This is a genomic window from Sphingorhabdus sp. (assembly GCF_044338195.1).
GTDB lineage: Bacteria > Pseudomonadota > Alphaproteobacteria > Sphingomonadales > Sphingomonadaceae > Sphingorhabdus_B.
The window spans coordinates 14,445-33,123 of record NZ_JBIIMC010000004.1; the positions used below are offsets into that span (position 1 = coordinate 14,445).

The following is an 18,679-nucleotide window of genomic DNA, read 5'->3' on the forward strand; positions in this document are numbered from 1 at the left end:
ACAAGTTCAGGATGACGAGAGCTAGCCTTATACCACCGTTGCCCAGCCCTAAACCAACAGCCCCCGCATAATCAGGTCGATGCTATGCTCGCGATAAGCGTCGCGCATATTTTCGTTAAAATCGTCCTGATTATAACAGTGGCGCAACACCAACCGTGACGAATAAAATCGGTCAGCCGCGCCGGTTACGGTGAAGTAGAAAAACTGCGGATCAAGCTTGCGGAATTTGCCCGCCTTTACGCCTTCGGCGATGAGCGCGTCATACACCTTCGAAATAGGCTTCAAATAGAGATCCGCGATACGGGCCGCTTCAACCGGCGCGCTGTCGCGCACCATGCGCATCAGCAGACGATTGAGATAGGGGAAAGCATAATATGTGTCGATGACGGCACCGATGTGGATGCGCAATTTGTCTTCCGGCGGCATGTCCTTTGCCAGCAACGCGCCAAGGCTGAAAACAATATTGCCCATGTCGCGATCAAGCAGCGCCAGCATCAAGCCGTTTTTGTTGCCGAAATAATATTTGACCAATGCACTGTTCAGGCCCGCGCGAAGCGACAATTCGGATAGCGAAAGGTCGATGGTATCGCCCTCACGCATGATCTGGCTTGCCGCTTCGATAAGCTGGTCGCGCGCTTTTGCATTATCGCCCGCTTCACTCACCAGCCTTGGTCCCGTCGTGGCCATTGGTGCCTTACTCCCCCGTTTACGTAGGGTTACTTATAAACAGGTTCATCCCACCATGGGAAGAAGTCAGGCATATCTGCGGAAACTTTATCGGGATAAACGGGTGCGCGCTTTTCAAGGAAGCTTGATATGCCTTCCTTTGCGTCGCCTGAACGTGACCGGCGGTAAATCGCACGGCTGTCAATCTGGTGTGCTGCCATGGGATGTTCCGCAGCGGACAGCCGCCACAACATGGCCCGCGTGAGTGCAATCGACACTGGCGCCGTGTTGTCGGCGATTTCGCGTGCCAATGCCCGCGCGGCCTCCATCAAGTCTGCAGGCGCATGAATGGAACGCACCAAGCCGCCCTGTAGTGCTTCATCGGCATTGAAAACCCGGCCCGTCATGCACCATTCCAGCGCCTGTTGCATGCCCACCAGTCGCGGCAGGAACCAGCTGGAGGCAGCCTCTGGCACAATCCCGCGCCGCGCAAAAACAAAGCCGAAGCGCGCCGTGTCACTGGCCAACCGGAAGTCCATGGGCAGTTGCATGGTCGCGCCAATTCCGACCGCAGCGCCGTTGATGGCGCCAATGACAGGCTTTTTGCATTGGAAAATCCGCAGCGTTAACCGGCCACCGGAATCGCGTACACGTTCGTCAGACAGCGTTTCGACGTCGGACCTGCTCGCAAACACGTCGCCGCCACCCTCGGGTGTCAGATCGGCCCCTGCACAAAATGCACGGTCACCCGAACCCGTTACGATGACGGCGCGCACCGCATCATCCGCATCCACCAAATCAAATGCCGCGCACATTTCGCGCATCATCACATTTGTAAACGCATTCATCTTTTCAGGACGATGCATCGTGATGGTCGCGATGCCATCTGCGACATCATACAGGATTTGGGTGAACGCGGTCATGCGATCAACGCGGGGCCATACGGATGGCACCGTCGATGCGGACGTCTTCGCCGTTGAAATATCCGCACTCGATCATGGTCATCGCAACCTGCGCGAACTCATGCGGATGGCCGAGGCGCTTCGGGAATGGAACGGACGCAGCAAGCGCATCCTTCACCGCTTGCGGCGCGCCGTTCATCAATGGCGTGTTAAAGATGCCTGGCAGAATCGTGTTGACGCGAATGCCTTCGCTCATGAGGTCGCGTGCGATTGGCAAGGTCATGCCGACAACGCCGCCCTTTGATGCGGAATAGGCTGCTTGGCCCATCTGGCCGTCTTCAGCAGCGACTGAAGCGGTGTTCACCATCGCGCCGCGTTCGCCATCTTCCATGGGCTCAAGCGTCAACATGCCAGCCGCCGACTTGGCGATGCAGCGGAACGTGCCGACCAAGTTGATTTGGATGATGCGGTCAAAGGCATCGAGCGGGAAATGCTTGATCGATCCGTCTTCCTTCGAACGGCTTGCGGTCTTCGCCGCGTTGCCTGTGCCAGCACAGTTGACCAAAATGCGTTCCTGACCATGCGCAGCACGCGCCTTGGCGAACCCTGCATCGACGCTTTCATCGCTGGTGACGTTCACGTTGCAAAATACACCGCCGATTTCGGCTGCAAGTGCCTCGCCCTTGTCAGCCTGCAAATCAAAGATGGCGACCTTCACACCCTTTGCGGCCAACGCGCGGGCGGTTGCCTCACCAAGGCCAGATGCGCCGCCGGTGACGACTGCTGCGACTGTTGAATCCAGTTTCATGTAAATTCCCTTTTCAAATACCGTAATGTGGTTGCGGACTATACCCGCTCGATGATCGTGACGTTGGCCTGACCGCCGCCTTCGCACATCGTCTGCAAACCATATTTGCCACCACGTGCTTCAAGCGCGTTCAGCAATGTCGCCATCAGCTTCGTGCCAGATGCGCCGAGCGGATGGCCCAATGCGATCGCGCCGCCATGGACGTTGATTTTCGAACGGTCGCCGCCGGTATGCTTCAACCAAGCCAATGGCACAGGTGCGAACGCTTCGTTCACTTCATACAGGTCAATGTCTGACATTTTCATGCCCGAACGCTGGAACGCACGGTCGGTTGCGAACAACGGCTCTTCCAACATGATCACCGGATCGCCAGCGGTCACGGTCAAATTGACGATGCGCGCGCGCGGGGTGAGGCCATGTTCTTTCAGCGCCTTTTCCGACACGATCAGAACCGCCGAAGCGCCATCACAAATCTGGCTAGCATTCGCAGCCGTGATAGATCCACCTTCTTGAAGCAGCTTGACGCCCGACAGGCTTTCAAAGCTTGCATCATAGCGGATGCCTTCGTCGCTATTGTGGACGATCTTGCCTTCTGGCGTATCGACTTCGATACCGACGATTTCATTGGCAAAGAGGCCGCCTTGCGTCGCGGCGATAGCTTTCTGGTGCGATTCCAGCGCAAACTGGTCCAAGTCTTCGCGGGTAAAGCCATGTTTCTTGACGAGCATTTCAGCGCCCATGAACTGGCTGAACATGATGCCGGGATAGGCTTCTTCGAGCCGCGGGCTCTTGTAGGTGCCCATGCCTTCTTTCTTGAACAACATCGACGTCGAACCCATGGGGACACGCGTCATGCTTTCGATACCGGCCGCCAAAACAATGTCCTGTGTGCCCGACATAACGCCTTGCGCTGCGAACATCATCGATTGCTGCGATGATCCGCACTGGCGGTCGATGCTGACCGAGGGAATAGAATTGGGCAGGCGTGACGCCAGAACGATATTGCGGCCGACATCGCCCGCTTGCTCGCCCCCTTGCATGACGCAGCCCATGATGACGTCTTCAATCGCCGCAGGATCAAAGTCATTACGGTCGGCAATGGAATCGAGCACGGCAGCGCCCAAATCGACGGGGTGAACGCCCGCAAGCTTACCACCGCGGCGGCCACCGGCGGTACGAACCGCATCGACAATATAAGCGTCTGCCATTTTCTCTCTCCTGTTGTTCAAATTTAATCAGACGATTAAACTTTGAAAGGGGAGAGTCAAGTGCGATTGGCTGTGTCTTCAGCAATCGTCATCCTGAACTTGTTTCAGGATAAAGGGTCACCCTTTTTGTTATCCCGAAACAAGTTCGGGATGACGAGAAAAGGGTGACACCAATCGTGCGACGTCAGGACACCTTAAGCCGCTTCGCGGGCGATCGTGATCACCTGCGGATAGGTGAACTCGAGCAAGCCTTCTTCACCCAACTCCGCGCCAAAGCCGGACTGCTTATGTCCGGCAAATGGTGCGTTGGGGGCAAGGTGCATGGATTCGTTGATCCACACCGTTCCGGTTTCCAATTGCTCGGCCACTTCGACCGCAGCTTCCGGATTGCTGGTCCAGATCGAACCGGCAAGGCCGTAATCAGACGCATTGGCGCGGCTGATAACTTCGTTGATGGTCGAAAACTTCATCAATGGCATCACGGGGCCAAACTGTTCTTCGGCCACAATCCGCGCATCTTCTGGCGGATTGTCGAGAACGGTTACAGGCACGAAATAGCCGGGGATTGATGCATCATGATCGCCGCCGGCGAGGAACTTATAGCCCTTGTCCTTGGCATCCTGAATCAGTTCAAGCACGCGCTTATACTGCGGCTTGTTCTGAATGGGGCCAATCGCCGTGCCCTGTTCGGCGCCATCGCCAACCTTGACCGCTTTGGCATAAGCCGCAATCGCGCCCGACAATTCGTCGTAAATATCTTCGTGAATGTAGATACGCTTGGCCGCGATGCAGACTTGGCCCGCATTGTAGAAGCTTGCCCAAAACAGCTTTTCAGCCACCTTGCCAACGTCGGCATCCGGCAGAACAATCGCCGCGTCATTGCCACCCAGCTCAAGCGTGATGCGCTTAAGGTCCTTCGATGCCGATTCCATCACGCGCTTGCCTGTCGCAGTCGAACCCGTGAAGGTAATCTTGTCGATATCAGGATGCGACGTCAGCAATGGGCCCAACGCATCGCCACCGGTGATGATGTTCAAAACGCCGGGTGGGAATACGCCCGCAACCAGTTCAGCGAGGCGCAAGGTCGCCAGCGGGGTGAATGGCGAAGGCTTCAGCACCATGGTGCAGCCCGACAATAGCGCTGGAACAATTTTCTGGATCGCCATCAACACCGGGAAATTCCATGGCACGATGCCACCGACAACGCCAACGGGAACGCGGCGTGTGCGGCTAAGGCGCTTGTCGCTGTCTTCCGTGATTTTTTCTTCAAGGTTCAGCATCGGCAATGCGCGCGTCATGCCAACGCAACCTGCAATCTCGCTGCCCGCTTGCATGTGCGGTTTGCCCTGTTCAGATGTGAGCAAACGCATCAGCTCGTCGCTATTGGCTTTGATGACATCGGCCATTTTGGCAAACAAAGCGCGGCGTTCTTCAACGCTGGTTTTCTTCCAAGTCTGGAATGCGGCGCGTGCTGCGGCAACGGCCTTGTCGAGATCTGCCTGACCGCAATCAGGCACCTGGCCAATGACCTGCTCCGTCGCGGGGTTTACGACATCAATCCATTTGCCGTTATCAACCAGTTCGCCGTTGATCAGGTTTTTATATTGCGTGGTCATTAGAGTATCCTCTTTCGTTCAAGCTGCCACAAATCGCAGCGGTAAAGTTTTGGGGCCGCCAACAAACGTCGATTGCGATCGTTTTGGTTCGCCAGCCAGCTCAACCGAATCTAAACGGTCAAGCAGTTCCTCGAATAATATCTTCATCTCTAGCCGCGCCAGATGCAAGCCCAGACATTGATGCGCGCCGGATCCAAAGGAAATATGCCGGTTGGGACTGCGCCCCGCATCAAACCGTTCCGGGTCAGGGAACACGGACTCATCATAATTGCCGGAGATATAGCACAGCATCAGCCAATCGCCCGCTTTCATCGGTACGCCGCCCACTTCCGTATCGACGCCTACCGTGCGCATGAAGTGCTGAACCGGTGTGGTCCAGCGTATTGCTTCTTCAATCAGACCGGGAAGTAAGGAGCGATCTGCCTTCACTTTCGCAAACTGCGCCGGGTCTTGCGCCAAGGCCCACATCGCGCCAGCCGTCGACGCAGAGGTCGTATCATGCCCTGCAGTCGCAACGATCGTGTAATAGCCCGCGCTTTCATAGTCAGGGATAGGCATGCCATCGATGGTTCCGGTGGCGATAATCGTTGCCAGATCGTTGCGCGGATTATCGCGGCGGTCTTTTGCCAATGCTTCAAAATAGGCGTTAAAATCGGCGACCGTCTGCGCCATCAGCTCGGTCGCTTCTTGCGGCGAGATATTGGCCGCGCGCATCCGGTTCAGATCCGGATCCTGCCCGCCGAACAGTTCCTGCGTCAGCTTCAGCATCAACGGCTCGTCACTCTCTGGAACGCCAAGCAATTCCATCACGACATGCAAGGGATACATGGCCGCCACGTCGCGCGCAAAATCACATGTTCCGTCCATAGACAGCATCTTGTCGACGGCAGATTTCGCGATCGCCCGAATATTGCCTTCTATGGTCTTGAGGTTTGCCGGCATGAACCAATCCTGCGTCAGCCGTCGGTATTTGGGATGCTCAGGCGCGTCCATTTGTACCAGCGACTTCACCAGATGCGGGCTGCCGTTCATCAGATGCGCCACAAACATTTCCGCCATCAAAGGCGCAACGACGACGGTCGCCGGGTTATTCAAAAAGGTCGCATTATCCTTGCTGATCTTCAATATGTCCGCATGGCGCGTGATGACCCAAAATGGGCGATAGCCCGGTATTTCAGCAACTGCGACCGGGGAATCCCGGCGCAGTGTGGCGAACGTATCCAACAACGGACGCCAGTTCCCATATACAACCGGGTCGACGATATGCGCCGCAAGCTCCGGAGCAATCTTGGGAATGGCGGTCATGCTTTTTGCTTTGCCCAATATTCATCGCGCAGCAGGCGCTTGTATAATTTTCCGGTATCGTGGCGGGGAAGCTCCTCGCGAAAATCGATACGGCGCGGAATTTTGATACCCGACAGCTTTTCACGCGCATAAGCGGTGAGTTCGTCACGCAAGTCATCACCGGCGTCCGCCATATCGAGCGGCTGCACCACGGCGATAACCTCTTCGCCCATTTCGTCGTGCGGGCCACCGATGACAGCCACGTCGCGGACGCGCGGGTGGGTCACCAGATGGTTCTCAATCTCCTGCGGGTAGATGTTCACCCCGCCCGAAATGATCATGAAACTTTTGCGGTCTGTCAGGTAAAGATAGCCCTCTTCGTCCAGCCGACCGACGTCGCCAAGCGTTGTCCAACCATGCTTGTTGGTCGCGCTTTTGGTTTTTTCGGGATCATTATGATAGCTGAAAGATGCAGCGCTTTCGAAGAACACAGTGCCTTCTTCGCCCACGGGAACATCATCCCCATCTTCGTCGCATATATGCATGACGGCGTTCAATGGCCGTCCAACCGAACCCTTGTGCGTCATCCATTCTTCGCTGGAGATAAAGGTAATCCCCTGGCCTTCCGTCCCCGCATAATATTCGCGGATGACGGGGCCCCACCAATTAATCATCGCTTCCTTGATAGGAACGGGGCACGGCGCGGCAGCGTGCACCGCGCTATCAAGGCTCGACACATCATAAGCGTTGCGGACTTCTTCGGGCAGCTTCAACATGCGCGCAAAATGCGTTGGCACCCATTGGCTGGCGCTGATCTTATATTTTTGAATGGCCGCCAGCGCCGCTTCGGGATCAAATTTCTCCATGACCACCACGGTGCCACCCAGCCGGTGGACCGCCGCACACCACCGCAGCGGTGCCGCATGATATAGCGGCGCTGGTGACAAATAGATGCTGTCGCCCGAAAATTTGAACGCCATCGCGGCAAGGCCTGACAATGCATTTGGTCCCGCAATGTCCGGATCATCGGGCAAGGGGAAACGTACGCCCTTGGGCTGACCAGTCGTCCCTGAACTGTACAACATGTCGGTGCCCGCACGTTCATCGGCGATAGGCGAAGTCGGCATATCCGCAACTGCGGCGGCATAATTTTCCCAGCCGGCATGCGCGCCGCCAAGAATGAACCGCTTCACAGGACTTTGCAGCTGATCCAGCGTCGTACCCAAATAAGGTGACGCAAACAGCGCCTTTGACCCGCTATCGTTCAGGATATAGTCGATTTCCGATGCCGTCAGACGGCAACTGATCGCGACATAAATCAGCCCTGCGCGCTGCGCACCCCAGACAAGGTCGAAAAACTCCGCACGGTTTTCCAAACAGAACGCAACGGTGTCGCCATGTTGCAGCCCCAAGCTGCGGAACAGATGCGCGCACTGGTTGGAACGTTCATCAAGCTGCTTATACGTTATCGTCTCACCCGATCCCGCCATGATGACTGCAGGTTTATCGGGGAAAGCCTGTGCGTGAACGGCGGGGTGGCCCATATTATTCGCCTTGCCAGTTAGGTTTGCGTTTTTCGGCAAAGGCGAGTGCGCCCTCACGCGAGTCCTTCGAGGCGAAGACGGGGCCGCAGATTTCATTCTGCTTCTTCCACATCTCCGTCGAATTCCAATCCGGCCGCTCATTGATCACGCGCTTGGTCGCAATCAGCGCGAGCGGACCGTTCGCTGCAACCTTTGCCGCAAGCTCAAGCGCAGCATCAATCGCGGCGCCGTCGGTGATGCGATTGACAAAGCCAATCTCATAGGCGCGCTGTGCCGAGATAAAATCACCCGTCAGCGCAAGCTCCATCGCCATGCGCTTGCCGATAATCGATGGCAAAGTGAGCAAGCCGCCGGCCGCCGCAACCAGGCTGCGTTTGACCTCCGGTATACCGAACTGCGCCTTGTCATTCGCCACCAACAAATCGCACGCGATGGCAATTTCCATACCGCCGGCCAGCGCATAGCCCTCAACCGCGCCAATCAATGGCTTTGCAGGCGGGGATTCAATGAAGCCCGCAAACCCCTTGCCTTTGATGCTGGGCAATTCGCCGCGCAGAAAGGCCTTCAGATCCATGCCAGAGCAAAATGTGCCACCAGCGCCCGTGATGATACCCGCGTTCAGGCTCTTGTCGTTGTCGAGCTGCTCCATGGCCGCAGCGACGCCTTGCGCGACCGCTTGGTTGACGGCGTTCTTGGCCTCAGGCCGATTGATGGTGATGATCAGGACGCCGTCCTGCGCTTGGGTTAGGACTTCAGACATTGCACTCTCCTAAACAAAAACCGTGCCCGCCGTAGAAGCGCCCTTCGGCAGGCTCAGGACTACGCTATTCAATATCGCTCACCGCCCCTTGGGCAAACCAAGCACATGTTCGCCGATGATATTTTTTTGAATCTGGCTGGTGCCCCCGCCGATGGTGGCGGAAAAGCTGTTCAGGTACGACCGGTGCCAATAGCCGTCATCGACCGCGTTCTCGTCACCGACATAATAGCCCGCACGCGTTCCTTGAAACTGGAGCGAGAATTCGGTGAGCTCGCGCACCAACTCGGTACGCGCCAGCTTGTTCATGAGCGCAAGGCCCATTGGACGGTCACTGGTCAGCGGCGCCATACGGCGGCGTTGGTTGTTGAGGTTCAGCGCCTGAATTTCGATCATATAATCGACCAGCCTGTCGCGCATGACGGGATCGTCGAGCACGGGCTTGCCGCCGCGCTTGGCCGACCGCGCCATATCGATGACGCCCATGACGTCCATTTCCTTGACGAAATAACCGCCGACCGGATTGACCTTCGCGCCGCGCTCATACTCAAGCGTCTTCATCGCGACCATCCAGCCCTGCCCTTCTTCGCCGACGAGGCCTGACGCAGGAATGCGGGCATCGGTGAAGAAACATTGGGTGAAACCATATTCGCCCGTCAATTTCTTCAGGCGGCGGGTTTCAACGCCGGGAATCTTCATCGGCGCGAGGAAGAACGATAGCCCTGCATATTTGCTTGGCCCGTCATTCGATGTGCGCGCGAGCAGGATCATATAATCGGCGCGGTCGCCCAATGATGTCCAGATCTTCGAGCCATTGATGACATATTCATCGCCATCGCGCACCGCTTTGGTCTGCGCACTGCCAAGGTCGGAACCATGCTCTGGCTCCGAAAAGCCCTGACACCAGATTTCTTCCGCCGAAAGCATCGGCTTAATGAAACGGCGCTTGTCCTCTTCCCGGCCGATGTCGAGCAGCAATGGCCCCGTCCAACCGTTCGCAATTGCGTTCAGCATAATCGGCGCGTCATGCGTTTTCATGACGCGTGTGGCGATCCGTTGATATTCGGGGTGCATACCATAGCCACCATATTCGGTGGGCCAGGACATGCCGAAATAGCCCGCCTCATAAACCTTGCGCTGCCAGTCGCGCAGGAAATCGAACTGCTGATCGGTGGAAACTTCCATGAAGGTCAGCGGCAACATAAAGCCCGGGTCGCGCACCGTGTTTTCGGCGAACCACGCATCGCACTGCTTTTCGAAATCCGCTAATTCTTGGGGACTTGGTTTGCTCATGGCTGATTCCTCTCTCGGCTTTTTAATTGCGCGATTAAAGAGGCGATTGCAACACCGAAATCCGTTCGGTGCAGGGTGGCGTTAGCCCTTCTTGAACGGCGCCATTTCGCCCAGAAACTCTATCTGGCGTTCCATCGCCTGACTTTCGCGGGCAAGGAAATCGGCAACCGCGGAACGAAAGCCTGCATTGGCGATATAATGCGCTGAATATGTGGGCACAGCTTCATATCCGCGTGCGAGCTTATGCTCACCCTGCGCGCCCGCCTCAACGCGGGGCAAGCCATGCGCGATCGCGTAATCGATGGCCTGATAATAACACAGCTCAAAATGCAGAAACGGTACGTCGCGGGTGCAGCCCCAATAACGACCATAGAGGCAATCCGGGCTGACAAAGTTTAGTGCACCCGCAATCGGCCGGTCACCATCATAAGCGAGGAACAGGACAATGCTGTCCTTCATGCTTTCCCCGATGAGGTCAAAAAACGCACGCGTCAGATAAGGCTGCCCCCATTTGCGCGCACCGGTATCTTGGTAAAATACCCAAAAGGCATCCCAGTCATCAGGCGTGATATCCGCGCCGCTAATTTGCGCAATGCGCACGGCCGATTGTGCAGCAGCCCGCTCCTTGCGAATGGCCTTGCGCTTGCGTGACGACAATGCGGACAAAAAACCGTCAAAGTCGGCATAATCGCGGTTCTGCCAATGAAATTGCGTGCCCATGCGCGTCAGCCATCCCGCCGCACGAAACAACTCCAGCTCGCCCTCTTCAACAAAAGTTGCGTGCGCAGACGATAGGCCATTCTGGTCCACGACCGCTTCGGCGGCGGCCAATATCGCGGGCGCAAGCGCTGGGTCGCGCAACAACAATCGCGGCCCCGGCACTGGCGAGAAGGGCGCGGCAATCTGCAACTTGGGATAATATTGCCCGCCCGCCCGTTCAAACGCATCCGCCCAATGATGGTCGAACACATATTCGCCCCGGCTGTGGCTCTTAAGATAGGCAGGAAGCGCAGCCGCGGGAATGCCGTCCGCATCGCGGATCATGATCGGCGCAGGCGACCAGCCCGTGCCGGGGCCGACGCTACCCGATTCCTCCAACGCCGCCAAAAACGCATGGGCCACAAACGGATTACCCCGCGGGTTCAGCGCATCCCACTGGTCGGCGGGAATATCGCTGACCTTGCTTAAGAGTTCGGCGGTGACGCCGTCGGTCATTAAGCCGCGCGAACCTTTACCACGCAGTCGATTTCGACCGTTGCATCGCGTGGCAATACAGGGACCGAGACAGCCGCACGTGCGTGCTTGCCTGCGTCGCCGAACACAGCTTCCATCAGGTCCGACGCGCCATTGGCGGCTTCGGGTTGGTCGGTAAAGTCAGGGGTCGATGCGACAAAGACGCCAAGCTTGACGATGCGCTCGACGCGGTCGAGGTTGCCGCCAAGCGCGGCCTTCATCTGCGCGATCAGCATGATTCCGCATGCCTTGGCAGCGGCCTTGCCCTCTTCAAGACTGCGCGTATCGCCGACTTTGCCGGTGACAACCTTGCCATCGACAAAGGGCAACTGCCCCGAAATGAACAGCATCCCGTTCGCTTCGACAGCGGGCACATAGGATGCGACCGGCGCGGCGGGTGCAGGGAGGGTAATGCCGAGTTCGGCCAATTTTGCTTCTATCATCATGCTACCTTTTCCAAACTGGGCGCTGGCGCATTCGCAACCAGCCGCTCCCTAATCCAAACTTCCGCGTCGGCCCAACGATCCAGCCGCGCATGCGCTGACTTCGATGGCTTCACGCGGTCCCACAGCAATGGCTCACCAACAAAATGCAGCCGCCAGACGTCGGGATGCTGTTCACCAACCGACTCATGCTGATGCCCAAGATCGTCGACGAAAACGGCAACGCTGGGTTTATATTCGTCCAAAATCCGGCCAAGTGCCTCGCCCTTGCCGCCTTGGTTGCAATAGACGGGCGCGTCGATGCCCACGGCCTTCAACTGCTCGGTCCGTGGCCCAGCGCGGTGGTCGAGCAAATTGGTGAGGATAACGACATCGGCATGTTCGCGCAGCCGGTTAAGGCTTTCGACCGCGCCATCAATCGCTTGCTGCCGATGCATTTCGGTATCGAAGAAGCCGTTCAGCAGGTCCCAGACCATGCCGCGCTCAACCACCGTGCCATCATGCTTGTGGCGCAGCGCCTCGCCCCAATCGCCGTGGACGAGGTCAAAATGAATGTGGTGCGCGTCGTCCAGCCAATCGCGGAAGGGCACGATCATGTGCAACAGCACCTCATCGCAATCGGAAATCAGCAATGGCCTACTCATGCTTCTAACTCCTGCCGTGCCTGTACAAGTAATGCCGGTGACACCCCGATGACCGCAGCGCACGCGATGAGGTCAGGCTCATAAGCCTCAAGAAAGGATAATATCGCCGCTTGTGTGCCGCGTTCCATGATGGAGCTGCGCAACCCTTCGGGTGTCAGGCCGGTCAGCGACAAAAGCCGCTCCGCCCGTGCTTCTTCCATCAACGCCCAAGCCAAAGCCTGAAACGCCATACCCGATGCGTCTAACTTGCCATTTGTTTCATGCATGGCTTTCGCTTAAGCGAAGGCATCCACGAACGCAAAGCGGGAAAAGAGCGGTAATGTCGAAAAAGGTGATGATCGTTGAGGATAATGAACTGAACCTCAAGCTATTCACGGATTTGCTGCGCGCGCACCAGTTTGTTGTCGAGGGCGTGCGCGACGGTCGGCTGGCGCTGGAACAAGCGCGGGCATTCGCGCCGGACCTTATCATCATGGACATTCAACTGCCGCATGTCAGCGGCATCGACCTGATTGAGGCGATGCAAAAGGGCGCGGCGCTGTCGGCGATCCCCGTGCTCGCCGTGACCGCTTATGCCGGCAAGGGTGACGAGGACCGGATCATGGCCGCAGGCGCAAAAGGCTATCTGTCGAAGCCAGTGTCGGTGATGACGTTTCTGGAGGCAGTGCGGGGGATAATTGGTTAGCCTGAGCTTAGTTACACAATAAACTTAGGGAGGTGATGACGATGTTCGTGTCTGCGATAGTGATGGCGTCGCTGTTGGTGGCAGCAGAAGACCGCGATTGTAGTTATGATCGGACGGCAATGATGGCACTAAGCCAAAATGAATTTGATCAAAATATGTCGGGCGGGTGGCGAAAGCTCGCCGATGCGGGGTGCGAGCGTGAAGCCGCCGATCTGATCGCGGACTGGAGAACAACGCACAAAAGCAGATCAACCACTTTATATTGGCACGAAGGCCAAATGAGAGCGTCCATCGGCCAATATGATGCAGCGATTGCACTGTTCGAAAAAGCCCGCAAATCTGAAAGCGAAGATGCGGGTTGGGGTTGGAACCACTATGTGGACGGTACGATCGCATTTTTGAGAGGCGATAAGGCGGCACTCCTTGCTGCACGTACCCGACTATCCCTCATGCCCGAACCAGAAGGTGCAAAAAACGCGATAGACATACACGGCAACCCGGTCGAAACCGTTTGGCCTTTGAACTTAGATGTTCTGGATAGCTTAATCAGTTGCTGGGGGAAGAGCTATAATGAAGCATATGGTTGCTTGGGCGCGTCGAAAGCGGACTGAACCGATCGAATCAAAAAGGGCGCCCGAAGCGCCCTGATCGATAGCTTATTCAAGCAGCGCGTTGGCTTACTTGATTTTGGCTTCCTTGAACTCGACATGCTTGCGCACGACGGGGTCATATTTACGGAACGTCATCTTTTCAGTGATGTTGCGTGGATTTTTCTTGGTCACGTAGAAGAAGCCCGTGTCAGCGGTGCTGAGCAGCTTGATCTTGATCGTGGCTGGCTTCGCCATGGCCCATTCCTTTTGTTCAAATAATGTCGCAAAAAACTGCGCAGGGTTTGGCCGCGCTGTTCACAGACGCGGGCCTTTGCTGGTTTGGCGGGTGAAAGTCAAGCCCGTAACCCCAAATCACGCGTCAAAGCGGGCCAATGGCCCCTGAATCGTCATGCTGGACTGGTTTCCGCCTCTTCGTTTGGCCGGACCGTCGATATTTCGGATACCGGAACGCGTTCAACATGGCCGACTTTGATTGCCAAAACAAAAGCGATTCGCGGCGCAGTTCAGTCTACCCGCCGCACACATCCCATTTTGACCATGATGTGCTAGGGCAGAAAATATGGACACTGCTTTTACGACCTTCCTGTCTGTTTTCCTCGCCGAAATGGGCGACCGGACCCAGATCCTCGCTGCCGTGCTCGCGCTGCGATATCGCAACAACAACGCGATACTTGCCGGGCTCGCCTGTGCCACTTTGCTCAATTGCGGCATTTCGGCAGCCGGCGGCTCGGCGATCGCCCGTTGGATGAGCGCGCAGTCCGTTCAGATGTTCGCTGGCCTGGCTTATATTTTTGCCGGCGCTGGCATGTTGCTGTGGCGGCGCAATGTCGACCCGTTATCGGGGTGGAAAACCCCTGCATTTCTGACCGCATTCTTAGGTCTGTTTATCCTGGAATTTGGCGACAAGAGCCAGTTCATCATCGCCGCGCAAGGCGCCCGCACGCCTGATTGGGGCATGGCTGCGGTTGGCGGGTTCGTCGGCATCATGGCCGCAACGGTGCCTGCGGTCATCCTGCGCGCGCGGCTTGGCCAGATTGTGCCGTTGAAACCCATAAGGTGGGCCTCTGGCGCATTGTTGCTGGGATGGGGCTTTGTACTGGCCACGCAGGCCAATGGCATCAGCTGATTGCCGCTACCGCACGGGCAGGTGCTGTAAATAGCGCGCCTGGTTCCTGGCCGCGACAATCGGCAAGGCATGAAAGACACAAAAAAGGCGGGCGAAGCGTTTTGCTCCACCCGCCTTTTTGAAATTCTAAAGCGCGCTTATTCGGAAAGCGGGCCCAAATTTGTGGCCGAATATTTGCCGCGACGATCGATTTCGATGTCAAACGCCAAACGGTCACCCTGAGTCACTTGGCCCATGCCCGAACGTTCAAGCGCAGAAATGTGCACAAACACATCTTCGCCGCCATCATCACGCTGCACAAAACCAAAACCCTTCATGTCGTTGAAGAATTTGACGGTACCATTGGCACGTTCGCCAGTCGATTCGCGCTGCGGACCACGTGGTGCCGAATCACGGTCACCACCGCGGAAGCCACCACGGTCATCGCCACGCGGGCCGCGGTCACGATCAAATGCTGGACGGTCCGAACGCGGTGCGCGCTCGGTCACTTCCATTGGCTCACCATCGATGACGAGGTCCGTTGCCGAAACCTTGCCGCCACGCTCAACGAGCGAGAATTCGAGCGGCTGGCCTTCAGCAAGACCCGTCAGGCCAGCTTGCTCAACCGCGCTGATGTGCACGAACACATCATCGGGACGACCATCGACCTGAATGAAGCCAAAGCCCTTTTGACCATTGAAAAACTTAACAATTCCTTTGCCGGAACCGATGACTTGCGCTGGCATTGGTGGGCCGCCTGGGCCACGCCGAGGTGCACCGAAGCCACCGCCGCCGCTATTTCCGCCGCCGTAACCGCCACCTGAGCGGCCGCCCCCAAAATCACTTTGATAGGGGGACGGTGCGCGATAACCGTCATAGCTTTCATCACCGAAACCATCTCTTTTGTCCCGGCCTTTGCCAGCACGCTTGCGATCAAAACCCATAACTTCTTACTTGCCTTCTCATCGCCCTGAACCACTATGTTATGCAGTCGAGGGCGACTGTACTGCACGTCACAAGCGCAGCCGTCGGTGATTGCGCAAGCATTTTGTATATCGCAATAAAAGGTTACGCGATAGCTAATATTGCGGCCGAAAATCGCAGGGTGCCAACTGTAGTTTCATTTGCCTTGCACGGTCCGGTGGGGCAAGGGGCTAGCATGAGCGTTTATTTACACGAAGAAGACCTTCCCGCAGGCGTGCTGGCCGATGGCCCCGTCGCCGTAGACACCGAAACCATGGGGCTCATCACCCCGCGTGACAGGCTGTGCTTGCTGCAGATTTCCGACGGGCGCGGCGATGAACATCTTGTGCGTTTTGGCCGCGACAGTGACTTTTCTGCACCAAATTTGCGTGCGGTACTCGCCGATCCCGCCCGTTTGAAGCTGTTCCATTTTGCCCGATTCGATTTGGCGGCGATTTCGTATTATTTGAACGTCGTCGCGACGCCGTTATTCTGCACCAAAATCGCCTCGCGCCTCGTTCGGACCTATACCGACCGCCACGGGCTGAAGGAACTGGTGAAGGAAATGCTGTCGACAGACATTTCCAAGCAGCAACAGTCCAGCGACTGGGGCGGTCCCATATTGTCCGAAGCGCAAAAAGATTATGCCGCCAGCGACGTGCGCTATTTGCACCGCTTACATGCCGAATTTGTCGTGCGTTTGGAACGCGAAGGCCGCACGGAGCTGGCGCAGGCGTGTTTTGACTTTCTGCCGCACCGTGCGAACCTCGATCTGTCTGGCTGGCCAGAGACCGATATATTCGGGCACAGTTAAGGTTTATTCGGGTTAAAGACATAACATGTCCGCACAGGCCGATCTTGAACGCAATTATCGTCAACGCTGGGCATTGCCCGGTGGACGGCATGACCGCCTTATCCGCGCGATGCGGGTTGTCTTGCCGAGCATCATCGGTTTGCTTGTCGCTATATTGGCGTTCAGCCCATTTACCGGGCAGCAGGAACTCAGCTTTGTCCTGAATAAAGACGAAGTAAATCTGTCGCGTGAGCGGTTGCGCGTTGTTGAGGCACTGTATCGCGGCGAAGACAGCAAAGGCCGGCCCTTTTCACTGCGCGCGGGCAGCGCGGTTCAGAAGACATCGGCGCAACCTGTTCTCGACATGACATCATTGTCGGGCCGGATATCGTTGCAGGACGGCCCAGCCTCCATCATCGCACAACGCGGCAGCTATGACCTTGGCAAGGAAACGATGCGCGTCACGGGCCCGTTGGCCGTTGAATCGCCGGGCTATGATATGGTTGTCAGCAATGTGGAGCTGTCATTGAAAGACCGGACGATGCAAAGCTTTGGTCCCGTGAGCGGCCGAACAAAGGTCGGGACCTTCCATGCCGGACGCTTGCGCGCTGACCTCGATACGCGCATCATCCGGCTAGATGGCGGCGTTCGTTTGCGTATCGAGCAGAATGCGATTAAGTGAGGCCAACATGAGCAAAGCTTCTATCTCCTTTGGACTGGCCGCCGCATTTGCGGGCATCATGATGCTGTCTTCGGCGTCGGCGCAAAGCATTCGCAACCATGATAGCAACGCACCGGTCTTTGTCGATGCTGGATCCTCGGAACTGCAAGACCGAGCAGATCGTTTCGTGTTGTCAGACGGAGTAACCGTCACACAGGCCGGGCTCGTGTTGAAAGCAAATCGCGTGACAGGTGCCTATTCCAGCAATGGTGGCGTGGATATCAATCGCCTCGATGCCACCGGCGGCGTGACCATCACCAAAGATGATCTGCGCGCGACCAGCAGCTCGGCCATATATGATCTGGACTCCAGCCTGATCACGCTGATTGGCAATGTGGATCTGGTGCAAGGCAGCAACCGGCTAAACGGCGGCAGGCTTGTCATCGATCTCAATTCAGGCCGCTCAACCCTCAATGGCGGTGGCCCTGCCGGTATAACCAACGCGGGTGGCCGCGTTAAGGGTAGCTTTAGCGTTCCGCAGCGCAAAAATTAGGGGGCAATCCCGAACAGCCCCTAAAACGGGGCAGCATAAATCATGCCAATTGCAAAATGGGTCAGCATTCATTAGCTGTCTGTTGGATATCAACGGCAAAATCGCGGGCGAAATTTGGATATGGATAGCATGACTGCAACTTCTCCCGCTGCGGATGCGACGACGGACGACGGCGTGCAATCCGGACTGGGTGTCGTTTCCATCGCCAAAAGCTATGACAAGCGCGCGGTATTGACCGATGTGTCGCTCTCGGTTGCGAAGGGCGAAGTGGTGGGTCTGCTTGGCCCCAATGGCGCAGGTAAAACCACCTGCTTTTATTCCATCATGGGGCTGGTAAAGCCCGACAGCGGACGCATCACATTGGATGGCGCGGACATCACCAACCTGCCGATGTATCGCCGCGCAATTTTGGGCTTGGGCTATCTGCCGCAAGAAACATCGATTTTCCGCGGCATGACCGTGGAACAAAATATCAGCGCCGTTCTGGAAATGGCAGAACCCGATGCAGACGCGCGCCACGAGCGGTTGGAAAAACTGCTTGGCGAATTTGGCCTCACCCGTTTACGCAGTGCGCCCGCCATGGCGCTTTCGGGTGGCGAGCGGCGGCGCTGTGAAATTGCCCGCGCGCTGGCGGCCAATCCGTCGATCATGTTGCTCGATGAACCTTTCGCCGGCATCGACCCGATATCCATTTCCGATATTCGCGATTTGGTGAAAGAATTGAAAACCCGCGGCATCGGTGTGCTGATTACCGATCATAATGTGCGCGAAACGCTCGATATCGTTGACCGCGCCTGCATCATTTATGGCGGGCAGGTTCTGTTCGCAGGGTCGCCCGAGGCGTTGGTCGCGGATCCCAATGTGCGCCGCCTGTATCTCGGCGAGAGTTTTGCAATGTGATTTGCGGCGA

The 18,679-nt window shown here is 56.8% G+C and carries 22 protein-coding genes; 7 read left to right on the top strand and 15 right to left on the bottom strand.

The window, feature by feature from the left end; translation table 11 throughout:
• Window positions 1-48 precede the first annotated feature (48 nt).
• The 13 genes from ACIQZK_RS02060 to ACIQZK_RS02120 all read right to left on the bottom strand — a co-directional run bounded on the left by ACIQZK_RS02060 (window position 49) and on the right by ACIQZK_RS02120 (window position 12,664).
• Window positions 49-687 carry a TetR family transcriptional regulator gene (locus ACIQZK_RS02060; protein ID WP_397574693.1) on the bottom strand — a complete coding sequence of 213 codons (639 nt, stop codon included), beginning with the start codon at window positions 685-687 and terminating at the stop codon, window positions 49-51.
• Between the two features lie 29 nt (window positions 688-716).
• A complete protein-coding gene (locus ACIQZK_RS02065; RefSeq protein WP_395634721.1) occupies window positions 717-1,589 on the bottom strand; it encodes a crotonase/enoyl-CoA hydratase family protein in 873 nt (290 codons plus the stop codon).
• Window positions 1,590-1,593: 4 nt separating this feature from the next.
• Window positions 1,594-2,376: an SDR family NAD(P)-dependent oxidoreductase gene (locus tag ACIQZK_RS02070; RefSeq protein WP_183939022.1), complete on the bottom strand. Its 783-nt coding sequence runs from the start codon at window positions 2,374-2,376 to the stop codon at window positions 1,594-1,596.
• 38 nt (window positions 2,377-2,414) lie between these two features.
• Complete coding sequence (locus ACIQZK_RS02075) at window positions 2,415-3,584, bottom strand: acetyl-CoA C-acetyltransferase (RefSeq protein ID WP_397574694.1); 1,170 nt, start codon at window positions 3,582-3,584, stop codon at window positions 2,415-2,417.
• Window positions 3,585-3,778: 194 nt separating this feature from the next.
• Window positions 3,779-5,200 carry an aldehyde dehydrogenase family protein gene (locus ACIQZK_RS02080; RefSeq protein ID WP_397574695.1) on the bottom strand — a complete coding sequence of 474 codons (1,422 nt, stop codon included), beginning with the start codon at window positions 5,198-5,200 and terminating at the stop codon, window positions 3,779-3,781.
• Between the two features lie 18 nt (window positions 5,201-5,218).
• Window positions 5,219-6,505, bottom strand: coding sequence for a cytochrome P450 (locus ACIQZK_RS02085; RefSeq protein ID WP_397574696.1), 1,287 nt, complete (start codon window positions 6,503-6,505; stop codon window positions 5,219-5,221).
• Window positions 6,502-8,028: an acyl-CoA synthetase gene (locus ACIQZK_RS02090; RefSeq protein ID WP_397574697.1), complete on the bottom strand. Its 1,527-nt coding sequence runs from the start codon at window positions 8,026-8,028 to the stop codon at window positions 6,502-6,504. Before ACIQZK_RS02090 ends, ACIQZK_RS02085 begins: the two co-directional genes overlap by 4 nt.
• Window position 8,029: 1 nt before the next feature.
• Window positions 8,030-8,788, bottom strand: coding sequence for a crotonase/enoyl-CoA hydratase family protein (locus ACIQZK_RS02095; RefSeq protein WP_397574698.1), 759 nt, complete (start codon window positions 8,786-8,788; stop codon window positions 8,030-8,032).
• Window positions 8,789-8,866: 78 nt separating this feature from the next.
• Entirely contained in the window at window positions 8,867-10,078 is a 1,212-nt protein-coding gene (locus ACIQZK_RS02100; protein WP_397574699.1) for an acyl-CoA dehydrogenase family protein, read from the bottom strand.
• 81 nt (window positions 10,079-10,159) lie between these two features.
• On the bottom strand, window positions 10,160-11,293 hold the full coding sequence (locus tag ACIQZK_RS02105; RefSeq protein WP_397574700.1) for a GNAT family N-acetyltransferase: 1,134 nt from the start codon (window positions 11,291-11,293) through the stop codon (window positions 10,160-10,162).
• Complete coding sequence (locus ACIQZK_RS02110; RefSeq protein WP_397574701.1) at window positions 11,293-11,757, bottom strand: RidA family protein; 465 nt, start codon at window positions 11,755-11,757, stop codon at window positions 11,293-11,295. The genes ACIQZK_RS02105 and ACIQZK_RS02110 overlap by 1 nt, the downstream gene beginning before the upstream one ends.
• Window positions 11,754-12,398 (bottom strand): HAD family hydrolase, encoded by a 645-nt coding sequence (locus ACIQZK_RS02115; protein WP_397574702.1) that lies wholly within the window; start codon window positions 12,396-12,398, stop codon window positions 11,754-11,756. The genes ACIQZK_RS02110 and ACIQZK_RS02115 overlap by 4 nt, the downstream gene beginning before the upstream one ends.
• Entirely contained in the window at window positions 12,395-12,664 is a 270-nt protein-coding gene (locus ACIQZK_RS02120) for a DUF3572 family protein (protein ID WP_397574703.1), read from the bottom strand. Before ACIQZK_RS02120 ends, ACIQZK_RS02115 begins: the two co-directional genes overlap by 4 nt.
• A 53-nt stretch (window positions 12,665-12,717) precedes the next feature.
• Between ACIQZK_RS02120 and ACIQZK_RS02125 the strand changes: the two genes are divergently transcribed.
• Together ACIQZK_RS02125 and ACIQZK_RS02130 are read left to right on the top strand one after the other, a co-directional pair.
• Complete coding sequence (locus ACIQZK_RS02125) at window positions 12,718-13,083, top strand: response regulator (protein ID WP_397574704.1); 366 nt, start codon at window positions 12,718-12,720, stop codon at window positions 13,081-13,083.
• A 35-nt stretch (window positions 13,084-13,118) separates the two neighbouring features.
• Window positions 13,119-13,694, top strand: coding sequence for a hypothetical protein (locus tag ACIQZK_RS02130; protein WP_397574705.1), 576 nt, complete (start codon window positions 13,119-13,121; stop codon window positions 13,692-13,694).
• Window positions 13,695-13,760: 66 nt separating this feature from the next.
• Here the strand turns inward: ACIQZK_RS02130 and rpmG are convergent, their stop codons facing one another.
• Window positions 13,761-13,928, bottom strand: a complete 168-nt coding sequence (gene rpmG / locus ACIQZK_RS02135; protein WP_125229418.1) for a 50S ribosomal protein L33 — start codon at window positions 13,926-13,928, stop codon at window positions 13,761-13,763.
• A 325-nt stretch (window positions 13,929-14,253) separates the two neighbouring features.
• Here rpmG and ACIQZK_RS02140 point away from each other — a divergent pair, with 325 nt between their 5' ends.
• A complete protein-coding gene (locus ACIQZK_RS02140) occupies window positions 14,254-14,820 on the top strand; it encodes a TMEM165/GDT1 family protein (RefSeq protein ID WP_397574706.1) in 567 nt (188 codons plus the stop codon).
• 137 nt (window positions 14,821-14,957) lie between these two features.
• On the opposite strand, the gene ACIQZK_RS02145 is transcribed toward ACIQZK_RS02140, so the two are convergent.
• Window positions 14,958-15,743 carry a cold-shock protein gene (locus ACIQZK_RS02145; RefSeq protein WP_395634731.1) on the bottom strand — a complete coding sequence of 262 codons (786 nt, stop codon included), beginning with the start codon at window positions 15,741-15,743 and terminating at the stop codon, window positions 14,958-14,960.
• A gap of 215 nt (window positions 15,744-15,958) precedes the next feature.
• On the opposite strand from ACIQZK_RS02145, the gene ACIQZK_RS02150 reads away from it, so the two are divergent.
• The 4 genes from ACIQZK_RS02150 (at window position 15,959) to lptB (ending at window position 18,669) form a co-directional block, all read left to right on the top strand.
• Complete coding sequence (locus ACIQZK_RS02150; RefSeq protein ID WP_397574707.1) at window positions 15,959-16,576, top strand: ribonuclease D; 618 nt, start codon at window positions 15,959-15,961, stop codon at window positions 16,574-16,576.
• Window positions 16,577-16,601: 25 nt separating this feature from the next.
• The gene (locus tag ACIQZK_RS02155) at window positions 16,602-17,237 is read left to right on the top strand and encodes an LPS export ABC transporter periplasmic protein LptC (RefSeq protein WP_397574708.1); all 636 of its coding nucleotides are present in this window, start codon (window positions 16,602-16,604) and stop codon (window positions 17,235-17,237) included.
• Between the two features lie 7 nt (window positions 17,238-17,244).
• Window positions 17,245-17,769 (top strand): LptA/OstA family protein, encoded by a 525-nt coding sequence (locus ACIQZK_RS02160; RefSeq protein WP_397574709.1) that lies wholly within the window; start codon window positions 17,245-17,247, stop codon window positions 17,767-17,769.
• Between the two features lie 129 nt (window positions 17,770-17,898).
• On the top strand, window positions 17,899-18,669 hold the full coding sequence (gene lptB / locus ACIQZK_RS02165; RefSeq protein WP_397574710.1) for an LPS export ABC transporter ATP-binding protein: 771 nt from the start codon (window positions 17,899-17,901) through the stop codon (window positions 18,667-18,669).
• The last annotated feature ends 10 nt before the right edge of the window (window positions 18,670-18,679 follow it).

Coding starts and splice junctions, on each gene's coding strand:
- ACIQZK_RS02105 (WP_397574700.1), bottom strand. CDS start 11,293: ATGACCGACGGCGTCACCGCCGAACTCTTAAGCAAGGTCAGCGATATT.
- rpmG (WP_125229418.1), bottom strand. CDS start 13,928: ATGGCGAAGCCAGCCACGATCAAGATCAAGCTGCTCAGCACCGCTGAC.
- ACIQZK_RS02070 (WP_183939022.1), bottom strand. CDS start 2,376: ATGAAACTGGATTCAACAGTCGCAGCAGTCGTCACCGGCGGCGCATCT.
- ACIQZK_RS02090 (WP_397574697.1), bottom strand. CDS start 8,028: ATGGGCCACCCCGCCGTTCACGCACAGGCTTTCCCCGATAAACCTGCA.
- ACIQZK_RS02150 (WP_397574707.1), top strand. CDS start 15,959: ATGAGCGTTTATTTACACGAAGAAGACCTTCCCGCAGGCGTGCTGGCC.
- ACIQZK_RS02120 (WP_397574703.1), bottom strand. CDS start 12,664: ATGCATGAAACAAATGGCAAGTTAGACGCATCGGGTATGGCGTTTCAG.
- ACIQZK_RS02110 (WP_397574701.1), bottom strand. CDS start 11,757: ATGATGATAGAAGCAAAATTGGCCGAACTCGGCATTACCCTCCCTGCA.
- lptB (WP_397574710.1), top strand. CDS start 17,899: ATGACTGCAACTTCTCCCGCTGCGGATGCGACGACGGACGACGGCGTG.
- ACIQZK_RS02060 (WP_397574693.1), bottom strand. CDS start 687: ATGGCCACGACGGGACCAAGGCTGGTGAGTGAAGCGGGCGATAATGCA.
- ACIQZK_RS02100 (WP_397574699.1), bottom strand. CDS start 10,078: ATGAGCAAACCAAGTCCCCAAGAATTAGCGGATTTCGAAAAGCAGTGC.
- ACIQZK_RS02145 (WP_395634731.1), bottom strand. CDS start 15,743: ATGGGTTTTGATCGCAAGCGTGCTGGCAAAGGCCGGGACAAAAGAGAT.
- ACIQZK_RS02095 (WP_397574698.1), bottom strand. CDS start 8,788: ATGTCTGAAGTCCTAACCCAAGCGCAGGACGGCGTCCTGATCATCACC.
- ACIQZK_RS02085 (WP_397574696.1), bottom strand. CDS start 6,505: ATGACCGCCATTCCCAAGATTGCTCCGGAGCTTGCGGCGCATATCGTC.
- ACIQZK_RS02125 (WP_397574704.1), top strand. CDS start 12,718: ATGTCGAAAAAGGTGATGATCGTTGAGGATAATGAACTGAACCTCAAG.
- ACIQZK_RS02080 (WP_397574695.1), bottom strand. CDS start 5,200: ATGACCACGCAATATAAAAACCTGATCAACGGCGAACTGGTTGATAAC.
- ACIQZK_RS02065 (WP_395634721.1), bottom strand. CDS start 1,589: ATGACCGCGTTCACCCAAATCCTGTATGATGTCGCAGATGGCATCGCG.
- ACIQZK_RS02140 (WP_397574706.1), top strand. CDS start 14,254: ATGGACACTGCTTTTACGACCTTCCTGTCTGTTTTCCTCGCCGAAATG.
- ACIQZK_RS02160 (WP_397574709.1), top strand. CDS start 17,245: ATGAGCAAAGCTTCTATCTCCTTTGGACTGGCCGCCGCATTTGCGGGC.
- ACIQZK_RS02155 (WP_397574708.1), top strand. CDS start 16,602: ATGTCCGCACAGGCCGATCTTGAACGCAATTATCGTCAACGCTGGGCA.
- ACIQZK_RS02115 (WP_397574702.1), bottom strand. CDS start 12,398: ATGAGTAGGCCATTGCTGATTTCCGATTGCGATGAGGTGCTGTTGCAC.
- ACIQZK_RS02075 (WP_397574694.1), bottom strand. CDS start 3,584: ATGGCAGACGCTTATATTGTCGATGCGGTTCGTACCGCCGGTGGCCGC.
- ACIQZK_RS02130 (WP_397574705.1), top strand. CDS start 13,119: ATGACGATGTTCGTGTCTGCGATAGTGATGGCGTCGCTGTTGGTGGCA.